This is a genomic window from Providencia sp. PROV004, assembly GCF_011045615.1.
Classification (GTDB): Bacteria; Pseudomonadota; Gammaproteobacteria; order Enterobacterales; family Enterobacteriaceae; genus Providencia; species Providencia rettgeri.
Map to the genome: position 1 here is coordinate 1,722,998 of NZ_CP042859.1, position 22,340 is coordinate 1,745,337.

Genomic DNA, 22,340 nt, shown 5'->3' on the forward strand with positions numbered 1-22,340 from the left:
TTGGAATACTTCTCGTTGTAAGTGTTATTATGACAATGGCAAAGGTCAATTAACTTAATCATAAATAGAAGTAATATTAACCCATGGAATTAAATAAAATTTAATTTATAAAAAATAAATTGATAATAAAATGGCAAATCATAGAAAATGATTTGCCATTGAAAGATATCTTATAAGCTTGGTAGGAAAGTAGTAAATACAGGCATAAAGGTGACTAAGAGTAAAACGATAATTAATGCAAAGAACAAGGGCATAACTTCACGAATAAAATCAGAAATACGGACACCAGTAATCGATGTGGCTACAAACATGACGGTTCCCATTGGCGGTGTTAAGCAGCCGATGGCCAAATTAAGGATCATGACAATGCCAAAATGGATAGGATCAATCCCTAATAGCTTTACTGTAGGCATTAATAATGGAACAAGGACAATAATTGCGGCATTTCCTTCAATAAACATACCTAGGATTAACAACACCGCATTGACAATCATTAAGAAGACATACGGGTTATCAGAAAAATTGGTCATCATTCTGGCAACATCTTGCGCCACTTGCTCGTTCGTCAATACCCATGCTAATGCGGAACAAGTCATAATAATGAGCATGATACTTGCTGTTGAACGGGCTGTTTCTAAAAATGAGGCAGCAATGTCTTTTAACTTCATTTCACGATAAAAGAAGGTACCAATTACAATAACGTAAAGTACAGCAATAGCACCAGCTTCTGTTGGTGTAAAAATACCAAAGCGAATTCCACCAATAATAACGAGAACTAATAGGAAAGCAGACATCGCTCCTTTACCTGTTTGGTAAACTTCAGCAAATGTAGGTGCTTTATCTCTAGCAGGCTTATATCCACGTTTTTTTGCAATCAGATAAATTGCAACCATTAAAGCAACGCAGCACATTAATCCAGGAATGATTGCAGCCATAAACATCTTACCAATAGAGACGTCAGCGACAAATCCATAGATGATTAATGCAATACCCGGTGGAATTATAGGTGTTATTAATGAGCCTGCGGCAGTGACAGCGGCAGAGAAGCTTTTTCCATAACCTAATTTTGTCATTTCTGGCACTAACATTTTAGATAGCATTGCACAGTCAGCGAGGTTAGATGCAGAAAGTCCGCCCATCATTGTACTTAATAATACGTTAGATTGGGCAAGTCCTCCTGGATAGTGGCCAGACAGAGTACCAGTAAATTTCAACATTCGTCTAGTAATACCAGTGTAATTCAAAAGGTTACCTAACAAAATGAAGAAAGGGATAGCAAGTAACGTCACATTTTCCCCAGCCCCAATAATGCGTTGTACCGCAATGAGGGGAGAAATGTCACCCGCAGAGAAAAAGTAGGTGAGTAATGCAATCAGTACACTTAAAAAAATGGGAACATTAATTAAAAAGCAGAATATTAATACGATACAGGCGATAATTACTGACATGGTTTATCTCCTTTTAGTAATTTACTCATGTCTTCCAGTAAATGTTGGATAGAAAATAACACCATGATGGATGCGCCAATGGGTACAGAAAGGTCGATATAATAATAAGAGACACCAATAATTGGTGTTATTTTGTCTTCTGCAATAATAGAGAGTTCATATCCAAGATAACCAAAAATTGATAAAGCAATAATGGCCATAATATGAGTAACGACCGCAATAGCTAATTGTACTTTTTCAGGAAATAAAGAGGTAATTGCATCAATACTGACATGCATTCTTTTGCCTGCCGCAGATGCTGCGCCAATCATCACCAACCAAATGTAGCAAATGATTAAAACTTCCTCACTCCACATTAAAGGGTCATTAAGAAGCCAACGCATGAATACAGCAAGAATGGTAATAATGACAATAGCGGCAACAGCAAGAGAAGCCACTATATCACTTAATTTCCCCAGAAATTTAAACATAAAAGATCCTTGCGAGAATAATAGTTAACCATTTGTATTGTAAAAATATTGGCGGTATTAACCGCCAAGTAATAGGGTTACTTATTAATAATATCTTGAGTTTGTTGATATAAATTCGCAGACCATTCAGGGAATTCATTATAGAAAGGCTTAGATTTTTCTTTGAAGAGCGCTCTGTCTACTTCAACAACAGTAACACCTTCATTTTTCATTTTCTCAATGATTTCTTTTTCTTGTTGTAAGACTAAATCTGTTAGGAATTGCCCAGCTTCATTTCCTGATTCAACTAAAGCCTGCTGAATATTTTCAGGTAATTTAGCGTAGGTTTTGCTGCCCATGACTAGGTTGGTTACGTTCTCTACATGACCCGTTAAAATCAAGAATTTGGCCGCTTCATGGTGTTTTTGCCCATATAGCACAGGAATTGGGTTTTCTGCGCCATCAATAATTTTAAGATTAAGTGCAGTATAAACTTCTGCTAAAGGTAATGGTGTTGGTGTGGCACCCATTGCCTCTAAACCTTTAATTTGAATTTTATTATTGGGGACGCGAATTTTTAAACCTTTTAGGTCATCTGGAGTTTGGATCATTTTATTGGCTAAGATATGGCGTGAACCATATAACCAATCTTTAGAAACCACGTGAAGGCCTTTTTTATCTAACTGTTGTTCTAAGGAACCATACCAAGGTGAGGCATTTAATTTAAAAATATCTTTATAAGATAGTCCTAAATACGGCCCAAACATAATGCCGTAATCAGGTACATAATCAGAAAAGAAGGCACCATCTGCTAAGGTAATTAGTGGGCTACCTAACTTCATTTGTTCGATGACATCTTTTTTGGAGCCTAATTGTGAGCTTGGATAAGGAATTAATTCACCTTCACCATTAGTTTTTTCATTGAATTTTTTTGCCCATTCGTGAATAGCTAAATCAAAAGGCTCTCCAGGGTTATTTTCATAAGCGACTTTTAACTTATATTTAGCATCTGCAAATGCGGCATTTGTCATGCTGCCCATTAATAGCATTGTGCTGAGTGTTAAGCTAAGAAGTTTTTTTCCGTTTAATGTGCTCAGTTTCATAAAGGTATCTCCTGTAGGGGGATTTATTGTTTTAAGTATTTATTTTCTTTTTCTAACCAATGTATTTTCTGCGTAGCATTGATTCTGTACCGCTACTCAGAATTTCAGTAATTTTTTGGCTCACATCATCTTGTAATTGTGGTATTTCGTTGAGGTTTAATCCCCATAAATCAGACATTGCTAGCACATTTTCAGTAAGTTGTTTTACATTTGAGTCATAGAGTTCATGCCAAGCTTTAAAGCGTTCAAGTAAATAATCATCATCATTTAAAGGAATGAGTTGTTCAGCCTGTTTTCCTCGATAGAAAACAATAAGTGCAGCAAGTGAAAATGAAATGCAATAAGGAATTTTATTGTATTGCTTAACATAAGAGATTAATTGAGGTAATAGGCGAGTTTTAAATTTAGTTAACGAGTTTAGAGATATTGAAATTAATTCATGTTCTATATATGGGTTATTAAAGCGGTCAATAACTGCGGAGGCAAAAGCCGCGAGCTCCGAAGGGCTTTGAGATAAAACAGGAATAACTTCATTATCAATTAAATCTTTAATGAAAGCTAAAAAGATTGGGTTGCTAGTGACATCACGGACAGTTCTGATCCCTGCCAAGTAAGCAACAGGAACCATCGCGGTGTGCGCACCATTTAAGATTGCAACTTTACGCTCTTTGTAGGGCTTTATGTCATCGACTACTTTGATATTTAATGGTAATTCATTCAGTTTTAGCTTCTGCTCTAGTATTTTTGGCCCTTGAATGACAAATAAATAGAAATACTCAGCAGTGACGAGAAAATCGTCTTTATAACCTAATTCTTTTTCCAGTTTCTCAATTTCATTTTTCGGGTAGCCAGTAACGATCCTATCGACTAACGTAGAACAAAACGTATTACTGCTATTTAGCCAAGCAATAAAATCTGCGGGGAGTTGCCAGTCTTGCGCATGTTGATTCACAAACTCTTGTAACTTATCGCCATTATAGTCAATTAACTCACAGGGGATGATGAACACCCCTTTGCTATTATCACCATTAAAATGTTGAAAGCGGTGAAATAAAAACTGAGTAAGTTTCGCAGGGAAACTACTTGCTGGTGCATCTTCTAAGCGTACGTCGTGCTTATATACGATCCCTGCTTCCGTCGTGTTAGAGAAGATCCATTGTAATTCGGGATTTTCTGCACATTTTAGAAACTTATCATATTCAGAATAAATCAGTATTTCACGGTTAACCGAATTAATAATTCTTATATTCGAAACGCTTTGTTTTTGTTCATTAATTCCCCTGGTGATGGCAGTATAAAGTCCATTTTGCTGATTAATTGAGGGATGTGATGAGTCAATTGGCCTGACAAGCGTAATGCCACTATTGAAATCTGTCTTTTCATTCAGTTGGTCAACCATCCAGTCGATAAAAGCACGTAGAAAATTACCTTCTCCGAATTGCAAAATTCTCTCTGGGTATTGCTTATTAGCCATTGACTGTCTATTTAAGTAATCCATGACCATTCCTCTAGTTATTATGTGTATTAATCATCCGGTGTTGATTCAGACTAGAAGTATTTTTTTCTATGGACTATTAATTGCATCAATTTTGTGGAATGAATGGCTTTTTGATGTTTTTAATCTGTTTTTTATCAGTTAAAAACAGATGGAATTATAAATGAATTCAATCTATTTAGTTAGTTGGTATTTTAATTGCATGAAAAATAGTAATATTTTTATTTTTTATAATTTTGATTAATAGTAATTTTATAATTAAGTTGTTTTTTTTACTAAAAAATTCAGGTTTTATTTGATGTATATATTATCGAGCCAAAGAATAAGTCATCGTTGACCATTCATTGGCCTTGTAACTTAATGTTATTTATTCATAAGTTTGCTGTATGGAGTTAATCATAGTTCTTTTAGCGGTATCTAAATGATGTCGAAGTTCATTCATCGCCACAATATCATTACGGCTAATCAAAGCACTTAAAATGGTCATATGTTCTTCAATTGCCAGTACATTTCTTTCTTTTAAATCTGACTCATCCCATTGATATTGAAAGTGAAATATCACAGTGATGATTTCAAGAGACTGATTAAAAAACGGGTTATTGGCACCTGATAAAATAAGACTATGTAGTTCATAATCTAGTTGGGAAAAGTCGCGGTAATTGATAGTAACGGTTTCCCGTAGTGTCCTATGTTTGAGTAATAGCTCTTTCGCTAAAATCCAACGGTGGTCATCTGGTGGTAAATTTAAAAAATGAGTCAGAGCATTGGTTTCTAGCAATTCCCTGAACTCAAAAAGCTTTTCTGCATATTCACGCGAAAATTTCATCATGTGCCAGTTCCCCCGGTGGGTGTTTTTAATTAACCCATAACGAGAAAACTCCACTAAGAACTCCCGAACAATACTAGAACTTACATGGCTTTTTTTTGCTAGTTGTAATTCAGTAAAAGTATCCCCAGGCATCAATTCTTTGCGTTTAATCATTTGATAAAACGCTTTTTCGAATAAGACGATTTGTTGATCAGGAAGACTTGATTCAACAGGAAAGAAATCAGTTTTATTGGGATAGCGAATAACATGATATTCACTCCCTTGTTTTTCAATGATTTTCTTTTCTAATAAATATTCGAGGGTATGTCTCACTGTGGTTCGACTGATATTAAACATCTCAGCTAAAGAAGATTGTGAGGGAAAGGGGGATGTTAATAAATTTTTATGTATAGCGTCTAAAAATTCATTAATTGACCCATAGCGTACATTTTTACTCCTCACCATTTAAACACTCCTTAATCTGATTTTTATTCTTTAAAGACCGATTTAAAACCGATTTAAAAACATTTAATCACAAAATTCGGTTGTTAAGTATCTAGTCTATGTTTTTTAAATTAAAAAAGACAGATTAATTGACGGAGGAAAATATGAAACAATTGATTTGTCAGGAACCTAAAAAATTAGTCTATCAACAAGTCGTTGAACCTACAGTGCAAGTTGGGCATGTAAAAATAAAAATACATGCGGTTGGAATATGTGGAACGGATATCCACGCTTGGGGAGGAAATCAGCCTTTTTTTCAATATCCACGAGTATTAGGACATGAAATCTCTGGAACTATTTGTGATGTTGCACCTGACGTTACACAATGGAAAGTCGGTCAGCGTGTTGCTGTAATGCCTTATGTTGCCTGCTATGAATGTGGTGCTTGTAAGGAAGGAAAAACAAATTGCTGCGAAAAAATTTCAGTTATTGGCGTTCACGAAGATGGTGGTTTTTGTGAATATTTAAATGTGCCAGAGAAAAATGTATTAGCGATTGAAGATACAGTTACAGATATTGATGGCGCCTTAATCGAACCATTTTCAATCAGTGCTCATGCCGTCAGGCGTGCGCAGGTTAAACCTCAAGATACTGTTTTAGTTGTAGGGGCAGGGCCTATAGGGCTAGGTGTTGCTGCTATTGCTAAAGCGGATGGTGCTAACGTATTAGTGGCTGATACCAGCGAGGCACGTCGTCAACATGTTGAAAAAGTATTAGGCTTAAAAACGTGTGACCCAGCCGATGAAAACTACTTATCAAGTATTGAACACCATTTTTCAGGTATGCTTGCTGAGAAAGTTATTGATGCAACGGGGAATCAACACGCAATGAACACCGCGGTGAATTTAATTCGTCATGGTGGCTTAATTGTATTTGTTGGGCTATTTAAAGGTAATTTATCGTTTCCAGATCCAGATTTTCATAAGAAAGAGACAACAATGATGGGAAGCCGAAATGCCACTCCTGAAGATTTCAATAAAGTTGCAAGGTTAATGGCAGAAGGTAAGTTATCTAGTGGTATGATGCTAACGCATCAATTTGATTTTAATACCATTGGTGATATTTATGAAAGTGATGTTATTAATAATCGTGAATTAATTAAAGGTGTTATTTTATTTTAAATAACAATTTATCTTTAAATAACAACAAAAAAACCCACAATAAAAGTGGGTTTTGTTTTTAGTTCGTCTCTAGAAAGGATGTGTTAGCGCTTTAATGCTTCTGATAACTCATCTTTCATGACGGACAGTATGTCTCTAACAACACGTGGGCTACCAGCAACTAAGTTACCTGAGGCTAAATAATTATGACCGCCAACAAAGTCAGTTATGATGCCGCCAGCTTCACGCATGATCAGCTCACCGCCCATGAAATCCCACGGTTTTAAACCAATTTCAAAAAAAGCATCAACACGGCTAGAAGCCACATAGCATAAATCTAATGCTGCGGAGCCGGTACGACGCAAATCAGCACATTTGTTAAACATCGCAGTCATGATGTTCATATAGACAGGTGCATGTTGTTTTTGTTTGAAAGGGAAGCCTGTCGCAACGATAGCGCCATCAAGGTCACGTTTTTCGTCGATGCGAATACGATAACCGTTAAGCTGAGCGCCTTGCCCACGTACTGCGCTAAATAATTCATTACGCATTGGGTCATAAACAACAGCAACTTCTGTACGGCCTTTAACGCGCACAGCGATAGAAACAGAAAAATGGGGGAGACGTTTTGTGAAGTTGGTAGTGCCATCCAGTGGATCGATTACCCATTGAATATCATCATCTTTACCAATTAATTCACCACTTTCTTCAGTGATAATAGTGTGGTCAGGATATGATTTGCGGATGATTTCAATAATCAGTTGCTCAGATTCTTGGTCAACGTTAGTAACGAAATCGTTAGTGCCTTTCTGAGTGACTTTAATATTGCTAGGCATTTCATAGTTTTTAGCTATGTGATTACCGGCCTTACGTGCTGCACGTATGGCGATGTTAAGCATCGGATGCATGGGCTTTTTCCACTGGAATGTTAAAGAACGAAAAACTTGAGTGCCGAAGTATATAGATGTTCGTCACAATAAGCAATTTTGTGTTAAGCTATTGCAATAATTTTTTCATTAAACGTATAAATCATGTTAGATAACATCCGTATTGTTCTTGTTGAAACCTCACACACTGGTAATATGGGCTCAACAGCTCGTGCCATGAAAACCATGGGGCTTTCTAATCTGTACCTCGTTAATCCTCTCGTTGAACCTGATTCACACTCTATTGCGCTTTCTGCCGGGGCAAGTGATGTTATTGGTAATGCGACAATAGTTAAAACTCTCGATGAAGCTTTAGAAGGCTGTAAGTTAGTGATCGGTACCAGTGCACGTTCTCGCACCTTATCTTGGCCAATGGTTGAACCACGTGAATGCGGCATTAAATCTGTTGAGCAATCCAAAGAATCACCTGTTGCTATCGTATTTGGCCGTGAGCGAGTGGGCTTAACCAACGAAGAACTTCAAAAATGCCAATATCATTTATATATCCCCACAAACCCAGAATACGGTTCTTTGAATTTAGCGATGGCAGTGCAATTGGTGAGTTATGAAATACGCATGGCGTATCTTTCAATGGATGAAAAAAATACGGTAATTTCCGCTGATGATGAGGTAGAATACCCACCGTCAGAAGATGTTGAACGTTTTTATGTCCATCTTGAGAGCGTGTTGAATGAATCAGGTTTTATTCGTAAAGCGCACCCTGGCTTAATTATGAATAAATTACGCCGTTTATTCACTCGAGCGCATATCGAAACCCAAGAGTTACATATCCTGCGGGGTATCTTAACATCAATGGAAAAATGGGCGAAAAAGTGAGGTTAAATCCGTGGTAAAATCAGGTGAATAATACTTGAGTAAATTAGTCAGGTAAATAGTTGACTAAATTACTCAGGAATGTCACAATCTGACCATAATTTACCATGGAGTAATATGTTATGAGACTCACTTCCAAAGGGCGTTACGCAGTAACTGCGATGTTAGATGTCGCATTACACTCTCAGTCAGGTCCAGTGCCTTTAGCTGACATTTCTGAACGTCAGGGAATTTCCCTCTCTTATCTTGAGCAACTTTTCTCTCGTTTACGTAAAAACGAGTTAGTTTCGAGTGTGCGCGGTCCAGGTGGCGGTTATTTGCTTGGTAGAGACGCAGACCAAATATTTGTTGCTGAAGTAATCGCTGCGGTAGATGAATCTGTTGACGCCACCCGTTGTCAGGGTAATAAAGAAGGTTGCCAAAATGGTGATCGCTGCTTAACTCACGCATTATGGCGCGATTTAAGCGATAGAATTACAAGTTTCCTTAGCAGCATTAGCCTTGATGAACTGGTTAAAAACCAAGAAGTCATGGTTGTTGCTGATAGACAAGATAACGAACAGCGTAAGACCATGCCAAATGGGATTACACCTGAATCGATTATCAATGTACGTGCTTAAAAATATTAAAAAAATTGCAGTCGGTACATTTTGGTGAGTTATTAGACGAAGAGCTAATTTCCGCCATTTGTATCTTTAAAAATTAAAGGCAAGTTAGCTTGTCCTTTGGAGTAAGTGAGCAATGAAATTACCAATTTATCTTGATTATTCAGCAACAACACCGGTTGACCCGCGTGTGGCTGAAAAAATGATGCAATGTTTAACAATGGATGGGAACTTTGGTAACCCAGCGTCCCGTTCTCATCGTTTCGGCTGGCAAGCTGAAGAAGCGGTGGATATTGCTCGCAATCAAATCGCCGAATTAGTGGGTGCTGACCCACGTGAAATTGTATTTACCTCAGGCGCAACTGAGTCTGATAACTTAGCGATTAAAGGCGCTGCTAATTTCTATAAAAAGAAAGGCAACCACATTATTACCTGTAAAACGGAACACAAAGCCGTTTTAGATACCTGCCGCCAATTAGAGCGTGAAGGTTTTGAAGTGACTTATCTGTCACCACAAAGCAATGGTTTAATTGCTATGCAAGACCTACAAGACGCTATCCGTGAAGACACCATTTTAATTTCTATTATGCATGTTAATAACGAAATTGGGGTTGTGCAGGATATCGCAGCTATCGGTGAATTATGCCGTAGCAAAGGAATTATTTTCCACGTTGATGCAACACAAAGCGTAGGTAAATTACCTATCGACCTTAGTGCGCTAAAAGTGGATTTAATGTCATTCTCTGCTCACAAACTTTACGGGCCAATGGGTATCGGTGCGTTATATGTGCGCCGCAAACCGCGTATTCGCCTTGAAGCGCAGCAACATGGCGGTGGTCATGAGCGCGGTATGCGTTCTGGGACATTACCTGTACACCAAATCGTGGGTATGGGCGAAGCTTACCGTATTGCCAAAGAAGAAATGGCGGCGGAATCTGAACGCTTACGCGGTTTACGGTTACGTTTGTGGAATGGCATTAAAGATATCGAAGAAGTTTACCTCAATGGTGATTTAGAACACGGTGCGCCGCACATTCTGAACGTCAGCTTCAACTATGTTGAAGGTGAATCACTGATGATGTCATTAAAAGATTTGGCTGTATCTTCAGGTTCTGCATGTACTTCTGCAAGCCTAGAACCTTCTTATGTACTGCGCGCTTTAGGGATGAATGATGAGCTGGCACATAGCTCAATCCGTTTCTCTTTAGGTCGTTTCACGACAGAAGAAGAAATTGACTATGCAATCAAAATGATTCATGGCGCAATTGGCCACTTACGCGAGCTGTCTCCTTTATGGGAAATGTTCAAAGACGGCGTAGATCTTAACAGCATCGAATGGTCTCACCATTAATCAGACGGTTTCAGGAGTTTAAAAATGGCTTACAGTGAAAAAGTTATCGATCATTATGAAAACCCACGCAACGTTGGTTCGTTTGATAACAGCGACCCAAGCGTAGGTAGCGGTATGGTAGGCGCACCTGCCTGTGGTGACGTCATGAAATTACAGATTAAAGTAAATGATGACGGCATTATTGAAGATGCACGCTTTAAAACTTATGGTTGTGGTTCAGCAATTGCATCAAGTTCACTCGTGACTGAATGGATGAAAGGCAAAAGTTTGGACGAAGCGGAGTCAATCAAAAATACAGCGATTGCCGAAGAGTTAGAATTACCACCAGTGAAAATTCACTGTTCAATTCTGGCTGAAGATGCAATTAAAGCTGCTATTGCTGATTACAAAAGCAAACGCCAAAGCAAATAAGTTTTTAATCAGTCTATAGGGCAACCCATATTAATAAATAACAACAAGTTATCGTCCTATAACTGGAACAATACCCACGGCGTCTAGGCTAAACATCGCTGAGTTTCTTAGTTTAGAAATAGGGTGGGTATAAAATAATTTGAAGGCGGATGCGACTCATGAGTAGCATCTGCCTTGTTTGTTTCTAAAGTGAGGTTTGCAATGTCTATTTCTCTTACAGAAAGTGCTGCGCAGCGTATTCAATCCTTTCTACAAAATCGTGGGAAAGGCGAAGGTTTGCGTTTAGGTGTAAGAACTTCAGGTTGTTCAGGAATGGCTTATGTTCTTGAATTTGCTGATACAATCAATGAAGAAGACACAGTTTTTGAAGATAAAGGTGTGAAAGTCATCATCGATGGCAAGAGCATTGTTTATCTTGATGGTACTGAGCTGGATTTCGTGAAAGAAGGCTTAAACGAAGGGTTTAAATTTAATAACCCTAACGTCAATAGTGAATGCGGATGCGGTGAAAGTTTTCACGTATAATGCGTTTTATTAAGCCTAATTTTTGGCCAATCTTACTAATTTTATTTTATTAGTGGTATTGGTAACCGGTTCGAGAAACTGAGCACTTATGGATTATTTTACTCTTTTTGGGTTGACTCCCATCTATGCCATCGATAGCGAACAACTGACGTTACGTTTTCAAGACTTACAGCGTCAATACCATCCTGACCGTTTTGCAACCTGTTCTGAACAGGAGAAAATGCAAGCACTACAAAAAGCAGCAACCATTAATGCTGCTTATCAAGCCCTCCGTCATCCGCTAAAACGCGCGGAATATATGCTTTCATTGCATGGTTTTGATATTAATAACGAACAACATACCATGCATGATACGGCATTTTTGATGGAGCAACTTGAGCTACGCGAAGAGTTAGACAATATTGAGAACAGTGATGACGCACTTGATCTATTGGCTAAATTTATGCAGAGCGTCAAACAAATGCAGCAAGCACGAAGTGCACTGATGGTGACAGAGCTAGATGCCATGCAGTGGGAAAAAGCCGCTGATACCGTACGTAAACTACGTTTTCTCGACAAGCTTCAGCAGCAAGCAGAGCAACTCGAAGAACGATTACTAGATGAATTTTAAGAGAAAACGATTATGGCGTTACTACAAATCAGCGAACCCGGTATGACAGCAGCTCCGCATCAACGCAAATTGGCTGCAGGCATTGATTTAGGTACCACCCACTCTTTGATTGCGACAGTGCGCAGTGGTGAAGCTGCAGCTTTGCCTGATAGCCAAGGGCGCTTTTTATTACCATCGATTGTTAATTATCAACCCGAAAGCAAATTAGTGGGATGGGAAGCGAAACAACTTGCCGAGCAAGACCCGGTCAATACCATTATTTCAGTGAAACGTATGATGGGGCGTTCATTAGCCGATATTCAAAAACGCTACCCTGACTTACCTTATCAATTGACTGCCAGTGAAAATGGTTTGCCGTTTATTCAAACCGTGGCTGGCCAAGTTGACCCAATCCAAGTTTCTTCTGACATTCTAAGAACACTAGCAAAACGTGCTGAAGAAACCTTAGGTGGGGAAATGGATGGCGTAGTGATCACAGTACCGGCTTATTTTGATGATGCACAACGCCAAGGGACCAAAGATGCAGCGCGCCTTGCAGGCTTACATGTATTGCGTTTGCTGAATGAACCGACTGCGGCTGCGATTGCCTATGGATTAGACTCTGGGCAAGAAGGTGTGATTGCTGTTTATGACCTCGGTGGTGGCACTTTTGATGTGTCCATTTTACGCCTGAGCCGTGGTGTTTTTGAAGTGTTAGCAACGGGCGGCGATACCGCGCTTGGTGGTGATGACTTTGACCAAGTATTGGCTCAGTGGATTGCTGAGCAGGCAGGGGTTTCATTACAAGGTGATCATCATTTAAATCGTCAGTTATTAAATGTGGCGACAGAAACCAAAGTTGCGCTTAGTGATGCAGAAACAGTGACTATTCAGCTTGCCAACTGGCAAGGGGAAATTCGTCGTGAGCAGTTTGAAACGTTAATTGAAAATTACGTAAAGCGCACTCTGATGGCTTGTCGCCGTGCGTTAAAAGATGCGGGTGTTGAGGCTGAAGATGTTCTGAATGTCGTGATGGTCGGTGGTTCGACTCGTGTGCCACTAGTACGTCAAAAAGTCGGGGAGTTTTTTGGTAAATCACCACTGACATCCATCGACCCAGATAAAGTTGTCGCCATTGGCGCTGCAATTCAAGCGGATATTTTAGTCGGAAACAAGCCTGATAGCGAGATGCTGTTGTTAGATGTGATCCCACTCTCTCTTGGTTTGGAAACGATGGGTGGATTAGTCGAAAAAGTGATCCCGCGTAACACCACCATCCCTGTTGCTCGAGCCCAAGAGTTTACCACCTTTAAAGATGGTCAAACGGCGATGAGCGTTCATGTCGTACAAGGTGAACGCGAAATGGTGGCAGATTGCCGTTCATTAGCTCGCTTTACCTTGCGTGATATTCCAGCGATGGCCGCAGGTGGGGCACATATTCGTGTGACTTTTCAAGTCGATGCCGATGGGCTGTTGAGTGTTAGCGCCATGGAAAAATCGACAGGTGTAGAAGCATCGATTCAAGTTAAGCCATCGTATGGGTTAACGGATAACGAAATTTCAAACATGATTAAAGATTCAATGACTAACGCGCAAGATGATTTAAATGCGCGCCGCTTAGCGGAGCAAAAAGTTGAAGCTGCAAGAGTGCTTGAAAGTTTAACGAGCGCATTAGCCCAAGATGGCAATTTACTGACGCCAGAAGAAGAGTCAGAAATTGATAATGCAGTCAATGAGTTAATTAAAGCGGTTGAGGGTACAGACCCAATCGTAATTGAAAATGCCATTAAACAACTGGATAAGCAATCGCAGGAGTTTGCAGCGCGTCGCATGGATACCTCCATTCGCCAAGCGTTGTCAGGCCATTCTGTGGATGAGATATAATTATGCCTAAAATAGTTTTTTTACCTCATAGTGATTTATGTCCAGACGGTGCAGTAGTTGAAGCACAAGAAGGCGAATCTATTTTAAATGTTGCACTACGCAGCGGTATTGAGCTTGAGCACGCCTGTGAAAAATCCTGTGCTTGTACAACCTGTCATTGTATTGTTCGTGAAGGTTTCGATTCACTGGAAGAAAGCAGTGAACTCGAAGATGACATGTTAGATAAAGCATGGGGGTTAGAGCCTGAAAGCCGTCTAAGTTGTCAAGCATTGGTGACGGATGAGGATTTAGTGGTAGAGATCCCTCGTTATACTATCAATCACGCCCGCGAACACTGATTTTTGTCATACTTCACGCTGTAGCGTTGTTGGCTTCTTTCGCTAACCCTAGTCACATACTTTTGTATGCTCCTAGGGATTAGCTCAACTTGCCGCCTAGCTACAACGTGAATTATTTAAAAAATAGAAACGCTCGTCATACTTCATACTGTAGCGTTGTTGGCTTCTTTCGCTAACTCGAATCACATACTTTTGTATGCTCCTAGGGATTAGCTCAATCGCCGCCTAGCTACAATGTGAATTATTTAAAAAATTGAAATGCTCGGCATGTTTGGCGTTGTAACGTAGAGCATCAATGGTAAAAATCATTTAATAATCAAATTGGTGAGAGAACATGAGTTTAAAATGGTCAAATAGCCGCGAAATCGGTGAAGCACTGTACGACGCATTTCCTGATGTTGATCCTAAAACGGTGCGCTTTACTGATATGCACCAGTGGATTTGCGATTTAGAAGAATTTGATGATGACCCGCAAAAATCGAATGAGAAAATCCTAGAAGCCATTTTGTTAGTTTGGCTGGATGAGTTCGAATAAGTAGAGTTTTACCCTAAAAACCGAGTGACTGTCAGAAATAGTGCTCGGTTTTTTATTTTATATCAGCACTATAATGATATCCCTATTGGTATTTATCAGTTAAGGTAATGCTATCTGCCGACAGAATCAATGGGTTTTTACTGTCTGCAAAAATAGACAAAGTGAGAAAAACGATGACAAAACAAATTATGCCAGTAATGATTTCTTGTGAGCCTGCTGCACCTTGTTGGGGTGAAGGCGCATTGTTAAGCTCTAGTGATAAAGGGATGACAATCCACCTGAAACATGCAGGTAAATTATGTGCAGTACAAAGCGCTGGCCGTAAATTAGATGGTCAAGGGATCCGCAATGTTGCTTTGGCTGGCGAAGGATGGGATTTAGAAAAAAGCTGGGCATTTTGGCAAGGTTTTCGTGCGCCAAAAGGGGCGAGAACGATTGAATGGCCAGTATTGCCTGAAGCAGACCGCAAAGAATTAGAAAACCGTATTCGTACCATTGATTGGGTACGTGATGTCATTAACGCACCTGCAGAAGAGTTAGGCCCAGAACAACTCGCACAACGCGCCATTGATTTACTCTGCACTGTGGGCGCACAAGACATTAGCTACCGCATTATTAAAGGCGATGACTTATTAGAACAGGGGTATACCGGTATTCATACGGTCGGTCGTGGTTCAAGTCGCCCACCTGTCTTTTTAGCGTTAGATTACAACCCAGGTGCGAACCCAAATGCCCCTGTTTTTGCTGCGTTAGTCGGCAAAGGTATTACTTTCGATTCAGGTGGTTATAGCATCAAACCATCGTCTTCCATGAATTCAATGAAAGCGGATATGGGCGGTGCTGCAACCTTAGCGGGTTCATTGGCATTGGCGATTTCTCGTGGCTTACAAAAACGCGTCAAAATGTTCCTGTGTATTGCTGACAATATGGTTAGCGGTAATGCATTCAAATTGGGTGATATTATTCGTTACCGTAATGGTAAATCCGTTGAAATTATGAATACGGATGCTGAAGGCCGCCTTGTGTTAGCTGATGGCCTGATTGATGCGAGCAAAGAAAAACCAACGCTGATCATTGATGCTGCAACCTTGACGGGTGCGGCGAAAACCGCCGTGGGCAATGACTACCATTCAGTGTTGAGCTTCGATGATAAATTAGTTGCTGACTTGATGAGCGCTTCAGACGCTGAGTTTGAACTGTTCTGGCGTTTACCTTTGGCAGAGTTCCATCGCCAACAATTACCGTCTGGCTTTGCGGATTTGAACAACATCGCGGCACCATCGCACACAGCAGGCGCAAGCACTGCTGCGGCATTTTTATCGCATTTTGTCGAAAATTATCGTCAAAATTGGGTACATATCGACTGCTCCGCGACTTATCGTAAATCTGCAGTTAGCTTATGGGCAGAAGGCGCAACGGGTACAGGTGTAAGAACATTAGCAAACTTATTAATCAGTAAATCAAAGTAGTGAATGTTTGATTAATAACAGGCACGGGAAGGTAACTTTTCGTGCCTATTTTTTATCTTGATGTATTTGCGAGTATAATAAGCTCTTCTTTTTAATAGCAGGGGATTGGCAATGTCGCAGCAATCGAATAATAACAGTTCCACCCAAGAAACTGAGATCCAATTTACTGAGTTAACCGTACCGAAAGGCTCATCACTTAAATTAAGTGTGTTAGAAGAACAGCCGCAGGCTATTGTTGATGCGCTTAGCGAATTTTTTAAACAACACAAAGTCGTGAGACGCGGTTTTATGGTCTCCGCAGTAGAGAGTGATAACGCTGAAGAAACGCCAATATTAATGATAGCGTTAGAGTTTACTGCAGGGGCAGAAAATATTGATTCCATTATTCATGAGGCGGGGACACTTGCTTGTGAGTTTTTAGCCGATGACGAATCTATTGATTTTTGTGTGGTAAATGAGAATGAGCAAGGTGTCAGCCACTTTATTACTCAACATATTCAGCCTTTTTATCAGCGTCGCCTTGGTAGCTTCTTACGAGACACAATCCCAGTAAAAAACACATAATAGTTCCATGTATAGAGTGAGAAAAATGTTTTTCTCACTCATAAAAGGCATATTGCTCATTTATTAAATATATATTCTGCTTACTATTTAAAAAATATTATTTCATTTCACTGTTTTTCTCGCCCATCATTTTTTCCGTTTTGTCTGATAGGTGTTCTAATCACATTCTGTTAAATTATATTGATAATTGAAACAATATCAGCAGTATTTATCTGTGTGTGTTTTTAGCCATTTCCAAGTATATAGTGGGTTTTAACCTCCTGTTAAAACCTTAAAAAAACAGAATAAATTTTAACTAATTAAAGGGCGGGCGGTAATGAAACAACAATCTAGTTGGGCTTCATTGGCGGGTCTAAAAACCAAAAAGCGTTATTTAGCACTTGCGTTGGCATCTGTCGTGGCATTGGCCGGTTGTGATAATACAGAAGAAGCAACCAAAAATGAGCCAAATGTTTCCACGACAGCGCCAGAAAATCAAACTAAAACAGCGCCAGTTGCAGAGCAGAAAAAAGCAGCACCGAAACTTTCCACTGAAGAAATGGTAAAAAAATATGCAGGGAAAGATCTCACCATTTTAGATGCGTCTGAATTGCAGCTTGATGGTGCGAGTGCCATGGTGGTGACATTCTCCGTTCCATTACAAGCAAACCAAGATTTTGGCCAGTACATAAACCTCATTGATGTTAAAACCGGTAAGTTAGATGGCGCTTGGGAACTGTCTGATAACCAAATGGAATTACGTTTTCGTCACCTTCCACCGTCTAAAGAATTAAACCTCACCATTAACCCGGGTATTAAAGCGGTTAATGAGCGTACAACGACCGAAAGTTTTGAGAAAAAACTTACCACGGCGCAAATCATCCCAACAGTTGGTTTTGCAAGTAAAGGCTCTTTATTACCGAGTAAAGTCGCACAGGGTTTACCTGTGATTGCGCTGAATGTTGATAAGGTTGATGTTAATTTCTTCCGTGTGGATGAAAAGCAGCTGCCACAATTTTTAGCGCAGTGGCAGTATCGTAGTAATTATGAGTATTGGTATTCAGAAGAGTTTCTCGACAAAGTGGAGCTGGCTTATACCGGCCGTTTTGATTTAAATCCAGATAAAAATACTCGCCAAACTATTTTACTGCCGTTGAAAGATGTCAAAGAATTACAGCAAGATGGCGTATATTTGGCCATCATGCAAAAAGCAGGCAGCTATAGCTATCAATTCCCTGCAACCGTCTTCACATTAAGTGATATTGGCGTGTCACTACACAGTTACCAAGACCGAGTCGATATTTTCACGCAATCCTTAGCGAAAGGCTCTGCCATTAAAGGCGTTGAGCTACGTATTTTGGATGAAAAAGGTCAGTTAGTGACAAAAGGCACCACAGATGGTGATGGTCACGCTCAATTAGATAAATTAGCGGGTGGAAAATTATTACTGGCAACCCATGAAGGGCAAACCAGTATGATTGATCTCACGCAGCCGGCACTTGACCTGTCTGAATTTGATATTTCAGGGCCAGAAGGCTATGCAAAACAATTTTTCACCTTTGGGCCGCGTGATTTATATCGCCCGGGTGAACTGCTGCTGGTGAATGGCTTACTGCGTGATGGCGATGGTAACCCAGTTAAAACTCAGCCGGTTAAAGTTGATGTATTAAAAACAGATGGGCAAGTGGTTCGTAGTTTCGTGTGGCAGCCGGAAGAAAACCAAAATGGGTTATATCAATACCAATTTGAAATTCCTAAAAATGCAGAAACGGGCGGTTGGTCGTTACGTTTTGATTTAGGTGACGGTTCACCACAACGCTATTACAAATTCAATGTTGAAGATTTCATGCCAGAACGCATGGCGCTGGAAATTGTTGGCAGTGATGTTCCTCGTTTAACAGACCAGTCGGTTGATTTTGATATTCAAGGCCGTTATTTATACGGAGCACCTGCAGCAGACAACCAACTGCAAGGCCAAATTGTTTTAAAAGCAGATCGTGAAGCGGTAGCAAAATTACCCGGTTTTGAATTTGGCGCTGTCAATGAAGAGGGCTTACCTCGTAAATTAGATGAGTTTGACTTGACGCTGGACAGCAACGGTGAAACCGTCATTTCAATTCCAAACAGTAATTGGAGCTCAACACGTTCACCAATTTCGGCAGTTTTACAAGCAAGTTTACTCGAAGCTGGCGGACGTCCAGTGACGCGTCGTGCTGAGCAAGCCATTTGGCCTGCGGAAAAACTGGTCGGTATTCGTCCATTATTTGCCAAAAAAGAAATTTACGATTACCGCACAGATCGTTATGTCAAACGCCACAATGTGGATGAAAATTCACTCGCAGAATTTGAATTAGTCATGGCGGATGCGGCGGGTAATAAACTGGCAGCAGAAAACTTAACCGTGCGTTTAGTGTATGAACGCCGTGATTATTACTGGAGTTGGTCTGAAAGTGCTGGTTGGTCTTCAAATTATGACCAAAAAGACCTTGTTATGGCGAATGAAAATATTGCCATCGCCAAAGACGGTACAGCGAAAGTCTCCTTCCCTGTGGATTGGGGGGCATTCCGTTTAGAGGTATTAAACCCAGAGAATCAGCTCGTTTCCAGCGTCCAGTTCTGGGCGGGGTATTCATGGCAAGATAACACAGGGGGAAGCGGTTCAGTTCGTCCTGACCAAGTGAAACTCAGCCTGAATAAGCCTGCGTATTTACCAGGTGAAAAAGCCAAAGTTCGCATTGAATCCCCTAAAGCCGGTAAAGGCTATATATTGCTCGAGTCGAGTAATGGCCCACTGTGGTGGGAAGAAATTGATGTACCAGAAAAGGGCTTAGACGTTGAAATCCCAGTCAATAAAGAGTGGGCTCGTCATGATTTATACGTTTCTGCCGTCGTTGTTCGTCCAGGTGATGACTCTAAAGAAGCCACGGTGAAACGTGCGGTGGGTGTGTTGCATTTACCAATTGCAGATGAAAACCGTAAGATTGCGTTGGCCTTAACGACGCCAGACAAAATGCGCCCTAATCAAGACTTAACGGTAAAAATTAAAGCGACAGCGCAAGATGGCAAACCGTTACCTGAAAAAGTGAATGTGCTGTTATCTGCAGTTGATACTGGTGTATTAAATATCACGGATTTCAAAACCCCAGACCCGTATGACGCCTTTTTTGGCCGCAAGCGCTATGGCGTTGATCAGTATGACGTTTATGGCCACTTAATTGAAGGACAAGGTAAGATTGCTAACTTACGCTTTGGTGGTGACAGCGAGGATGCGGCATTAGAGCGTGGTGGTATGAAGCCACTCACTGAAGTGCAAATCATTGCGGAGCAAGCCAAACCTGTCACATTAAATAAAGACGGTGAGGGTGAAATTAGCCTTGCTATCCCTGATTTTAACGGGGAATTACGTGTGATGGCCCAAGCATGGAATGAAAAAGAGTTCGGCCATGCGGATAGCAAAGTGATTGTCGCGGCACCATTAGTGACACAAATGTCGATGCCTCGCTTTATGGCGGGCGGTGATAAGTCTTACTTTGCGCTTGATTTGACCAATATGACGGATAACACACAAAATGTGACTGTTAATTTCAAGGCATCAGGAATGGTGAAACTTGATGGCGTCAGCAGCCGAGAGTTGGAGTTACCAAAAGGCAAACGCACCACCATTAATTTACCTGTCAGAGCCGACTACGGCTTCGGTGAAGGCGAAGTTTCGATGACCATTAATGGTGTGAAAATTCAAGGCGAAGCGAATAAAGACTACAGCAATAGTTGGAAAGTGGGTGTTCGTCCGGCACAGCCAGCAGAAACGGTTTCTTTTGCCACTTCCATTGAGCCAGGTACTTCATGGGCACTGCCAACTAACCAAATTGCAGGCCTGCAACCGGATACCATTGAAGGGCAAGTTCTGTTAACCAGCCGTCCGCCATTAGATATCTCACGTTATATTCGAGAGTTATTTGCTTATCCATACGGTTGTTTAGAGCAAACTATCAGTGGTTTATACCCTTCATTGTTCTCAACCCAAGCCGAACTGAATAAGTTAGGGATTAAAACGCAAACAGATGCGGACCGCCATAAAGCGATTGAAATTGGTATTCCACATTTGTTAAGTATGCAACGTAATGATGGCGGTTTTTCATTATGGGATAGGAACGGTCGCGAAGAGTATTGGTTAACTGCGTATGCGGCGGATTTCTTGAATAAAGCCAATCAACGTGGCTTTACTGTCCCGCAAGAGGCGATAAGTAACGCCAATACGCGTCTACTGAGCTATTTACAGGATGGTAGTCAAATCAACTACCCGTATACGGAAAACCAAGAGGGCGCTCGTTTTGCTACTCAGGCCTATGCAGGTTTAGTGTTAGCATCACAGCAAAAAGCACCGTTAGGCGCATTACGTCAACTTTATAACCAAAGAAACTCTGCAGCAAGTGGCTTACCTCTGGTTCAGCTTGGAGTTGCATTGAACTTGATGGGGGATAAATCACGTGGTGAGAGTGCAGTGATTGACGGACTGAAAAAACAACGTAACCGCTACAGCTATGTTGGGGATTACGGTTCGGTGATCCGTGATGATGCGATGATTGTTGCGCTATTAAATGAATATAATTTAATGCCAAAATCCCGTGACCAAAAACTTCAAACTTTATCTAATAATTTGACTTCTCAACGTTATTTCTCAACACAAGAGAGCAATGCGTTATATTTAGCAGGTCGTTTCTACTTAAATGAAAGTGAAGCACCGTGGAAAGCTACGATTAATGGCCAAGAACCCCCAATGGTCTCAGATAAACCTGTAAGTGAATTCCTGAGTAAAGATCAATTGGAGACAGGTTATAGCATCGAAAACAGCGGAACGAATACTTTGTATACACGCTTAAATGTGGTGGGTTATCCGCAACATTCACCAAAACCAAGCTCGAATGTATTAGGTATCACTCGTAGCTACTATGATATGAAAGGCAATCGCATTTCGTTAGATAGATTAAGAAGCGGTGAAATGGTGGTGGTTAAACTGGAAGTTCAAGCATCCCAAAGTGTGCCAGATGCGTTAGTGGTTGACTTGCTGCCCGCAGGCTTAGAACTGGAAAACCAAAATTTAGCGAACAGTAGCGCTAATTTGAGTGAGTCCGCGCCGAACCTGCAAGAATTAATTGATGACATGCAGCAATCGCAAATACGCCATATGGAATACCGTGATGACCGTTTTGTGGCTGCGGTTGAAGTTCAGCAATACCGCCCAACGACCTTAGTCTACTTAGCGCGAGCGGTGACGCCGGGTGTGTATAGTATTCCGGTACCACAAGTTGAATCAATGTATGTCCCTGACTGGCGTGCGACTGGCTACTCGGATGGCCAATTAGAAATCGTTCGCTAATCACCTTCTAAAGCCCTTATATTGATACTCAGATATAAGGGCTTTT

At 40.6% G+C, this 22,340-nt stretch carries 19 protein-coding genes; 13 read left to right on the forward strand and 6 right to left on the reverse strand.

Annotation, left to right across the window (positions count from 1 at the left end; all coding sequences use genetic code 11):
* Positions 1-170: 170 nt before the first annotated feature.
* The 5 genes from FVA69_RS07465 to FVA69_RS07485 form a co-directional block, all read right to left on the reverse strand.
* Positions 171-1,448, reverse strand: a complete 1,278-nt coding sequence (locus tag FVA69_RS07465; protein WP_109911474.1) for a TRAP transporter large permease — start codon at positions 1,446-1,448, stop codon at positions 171-173.
* Entirely contained in the window at positions 1,439-1,918 is a 480-nt protein-coding gene (locus FVA69_RS07470; RefSeq protein ID WP_004912692.1) for a TRAP transporter small permease, read from the reverse strand. Before FVA69_RS07470 ends, FVA69_RS07465 begins: the two co-directional genes overlap by 10 nt.
* 77 nt (positions 1,919-1,995) lie before the next feature.
* The gene (locus FVA69_RS07475) at positions 1,996-3,000 is read right to left on the reverse strand and encodes a C4-dicarboxylate TRAP transporter substrate-binding protein (protein WP_004912689.1); all 1,005 of its coding nucleotides are present in this window, start codon (positions 2,998-3,000) and stop codon (positions 1,996-1,998) included.
* A 52-nt stretch (positions 3,001-3,052) separates the two neighbouring features.
* Positions 3,053-4,498: a tagaturonate reductase gene (locus FVA69_RS07480; protein WP_202983396.1), complete on the reverse strand. Its 1,446-nt coding sequence runs from the start codon at positions 4,496-4,498 to the stop codon at positions 3,053-3,055.
* A gap of 364 nt (positions 4,499-4,862) precedes the next feature.
* Positions 4,863-5,768: a GntR family transcriptional regulator gene (locus FVA69_RS07485; protein ID WP_004912686.1), complete on the reverse strand. Its 906-nt coding sequence runs from the start codon at positions 5,766-5,768 to the stop codon at positions 4,863-4,865.
* Positions 5,769-5,911: 143 nt separating this feature from the next.
* Between FVA69_RS07485 and FVA69_RS07490 the strand changes: the two genes are divergently transcribed.
* Positions 5,912-6,928: a zinc-binding alcohol dehydrogenase family protein gene (locus tag FVA69_RS07490; protein WP_110732031.1), complete on the forward strand. Its 1,017-nt coding sequence runs from the start codon at positions 5,912-5,914 to the stop codon at positions 6,926-6,928.
* Between the two features lie 83 nt (positions 6,929-7,011).
* On the opposite strand, the gene suhB is transcribed toward FVA69_RS07490, so the two are convergent.
* Positions 7,012-7,815, reverse strand: a complete 804-nt coding sequence (gene suhB / locus FVA69_RS07495) for an inositol-1-monophosphatase (protein WP_109911478.1) — start codon at positions 7,813-7,815, stop codon at positions 7,012-7,014.
* Between the two features lie 123 nt (positions 7,816-7,938).
* On the opposite strand from suhB, the gene trmJ reads away from it, so the two are divergent.
* The 12 genes from trmJ to FVA69_RS07555 all read left to right on the forward strand — a co-directional run bounded on the left by trmJ (position 7,939) and on the right by FVA69_RS07555 (position 22,294).
* Complete coding sequence (gene trmJ / locus FVA69_RS07500; RefSeq protein WP_004912680.1) at positions 7,939-8,670, forward strand: tRNA (cytosine(32)/uridine(32)-2'-O)-methyltransferase TrmJ; 732 nt, start codon at positions 7,939-7,941, stop codon at positions 8,668-8,670.
* A gap of 119 nt (positions 8,671-8,789) precedes the next feature.
* Positions 8,790-9,287 (forward strand): Fe-S cluster assembly transcriptional regulator IscR, encoded by a 498-nt coding sequence (gene iscR, locus FVA69_RS07505; protein ID WP_004264917.1) that lies wholly within the window; start codon positions 8,790-8,792, stop codon positions 9,285-9,287.
* A gap of 121 nt (positions 9,288-9,408) precedes the next feature.
* Positions 9,409-10,623 (forward strand): IscS subfamily cysteine desulfurase, encoded by a 1,215-nt coding sequence (locus tag FVA69_RS07510; protein ID WP_004912674.1) that lies wholly within the window; start codon positions 9,409-9,411, stop codon positions 10,621-10,623.
* 24 nt (positions 10,624-10,647) lie between these two features.
* The gene (iscU, locus tag FVA69_RS07515) at positions 10,648-11,034 is read left to right on the forward strand and encodes a Fe-S cluster assembly scaffold IscU (RefSeq protein WP_004264914.1); all 387 of its coding nucleotides are present in this window, start codon (positions 10,648-10,650) and stop codon (positions 11,032-11,034) included.
* A gap of 201 nt (positions 11,035-11,235) precedes the next feature.
* Complete coding sequence (iscA, locus tag FVA69_RS07520) at positions 11,236-11,559, forward strand: iron-sulfur cluster assembly protein IscA (RefSeq protein ID WP_004912669.1); 324 nt, start codon at positions 11,236-11,238, stop codon at positions 11,557-11,559.
* A gap of 88 nt (positions 11,560-11,647) precedes the next feature.
* Positions 11,648-12,169, forward strand: coding sequence for a co-chaperone HscB (gene hscB / locus FVA69_RS07525; protein ID WP_004912668.1), 522 nt, complete (start codon positions 11,648-11,650; stop codon positions 12,167-12,169).
* 12 nt (positions 12,170-12,181) lie between these two features.
* Positions 12,182-14,032 carry a Fe-S protein assembly chaperone HscA gene (hscA, locus tag FVA69_RS07530; protein ID WP_004912663.1) on the forward strand — a complete coding sequence of 617 codons (1,851 nt, stop codon included), beginning with the start codon at positions 12,182-12,184 and terminating at the stop codon, positions 14,030-14,032.
* 2 nt (positions 14,033-14,034) lie between these two features.
* Positions 14,035-14,370 carry an ISC system 2Fe-2S type ferredoxin gene (fdx, locus tag FVA69_RS07535; RefSeq protein ID WP_004912660.1) on the forward strand — a complete coding sequence of 112 codons (336 nt, stop codon included), beginning with the start codon at positions 14,035-14,037 and terminating at the stop codon, positions 14,368-14,370.
* Positions 14,371-14,704: 334 nt separating this feature from the next.
* Positions 14,705-14,905 (forward strand): Fe-S cluster assembly protein IscX, encoded by a 201-nt coding sequence (gene iscX / locus FVA69_RS07540; protein WP_004912658.1) that lies wholly within the window; start codon positions 14,705-14,707, stop codon positions 14,903-14,905.
* Positions 14,906-15,078: 173 nt separating this feature from the next.
* Positions 15,079-16,374 carry an aminopeptidase PepB gene (pepB, locus tag FVA69_RS07545; protein WP_036959049.1) on the forward strand — a complete coding sequence of 432 codons (1,296 nt, stop codon included), beginning with the start codon at positions 15,079-15,081 and terminating at the stop codon, positions 16,372-16,374.
* Between the two features lie 111 nt (positions 16,375-16,485).
* Positions 16,486-16,938 (forward strand): enhanced serine sensitivity protein SseB C-terminal domain-containing protein, encoded by a 453-nt coding sequence (locus FVA69_RS07550; RefSeq protein WP_004912652.1) that lies wholly within the window; start codon positions 16,486-16,488, stop codon positions 16,936-16,938.
* Between the two features lie 316 nt (positions 16,939-17,254).
* The gene (locus FVA69_RS07555; RefSeq protein ID WP_164528623.1) at positions 17,255-22,294 is read left to right on the forward strand and encodes an alpha-2-macroglobulin family protein; all 5,040 of its coding nucleotides are present in this window, start codon (positions 17,255-17,257) and stop codon (positions 22,292-22,294) included.
* Positions 22,295-22,340: the final 46 nt, after the last annotated feature.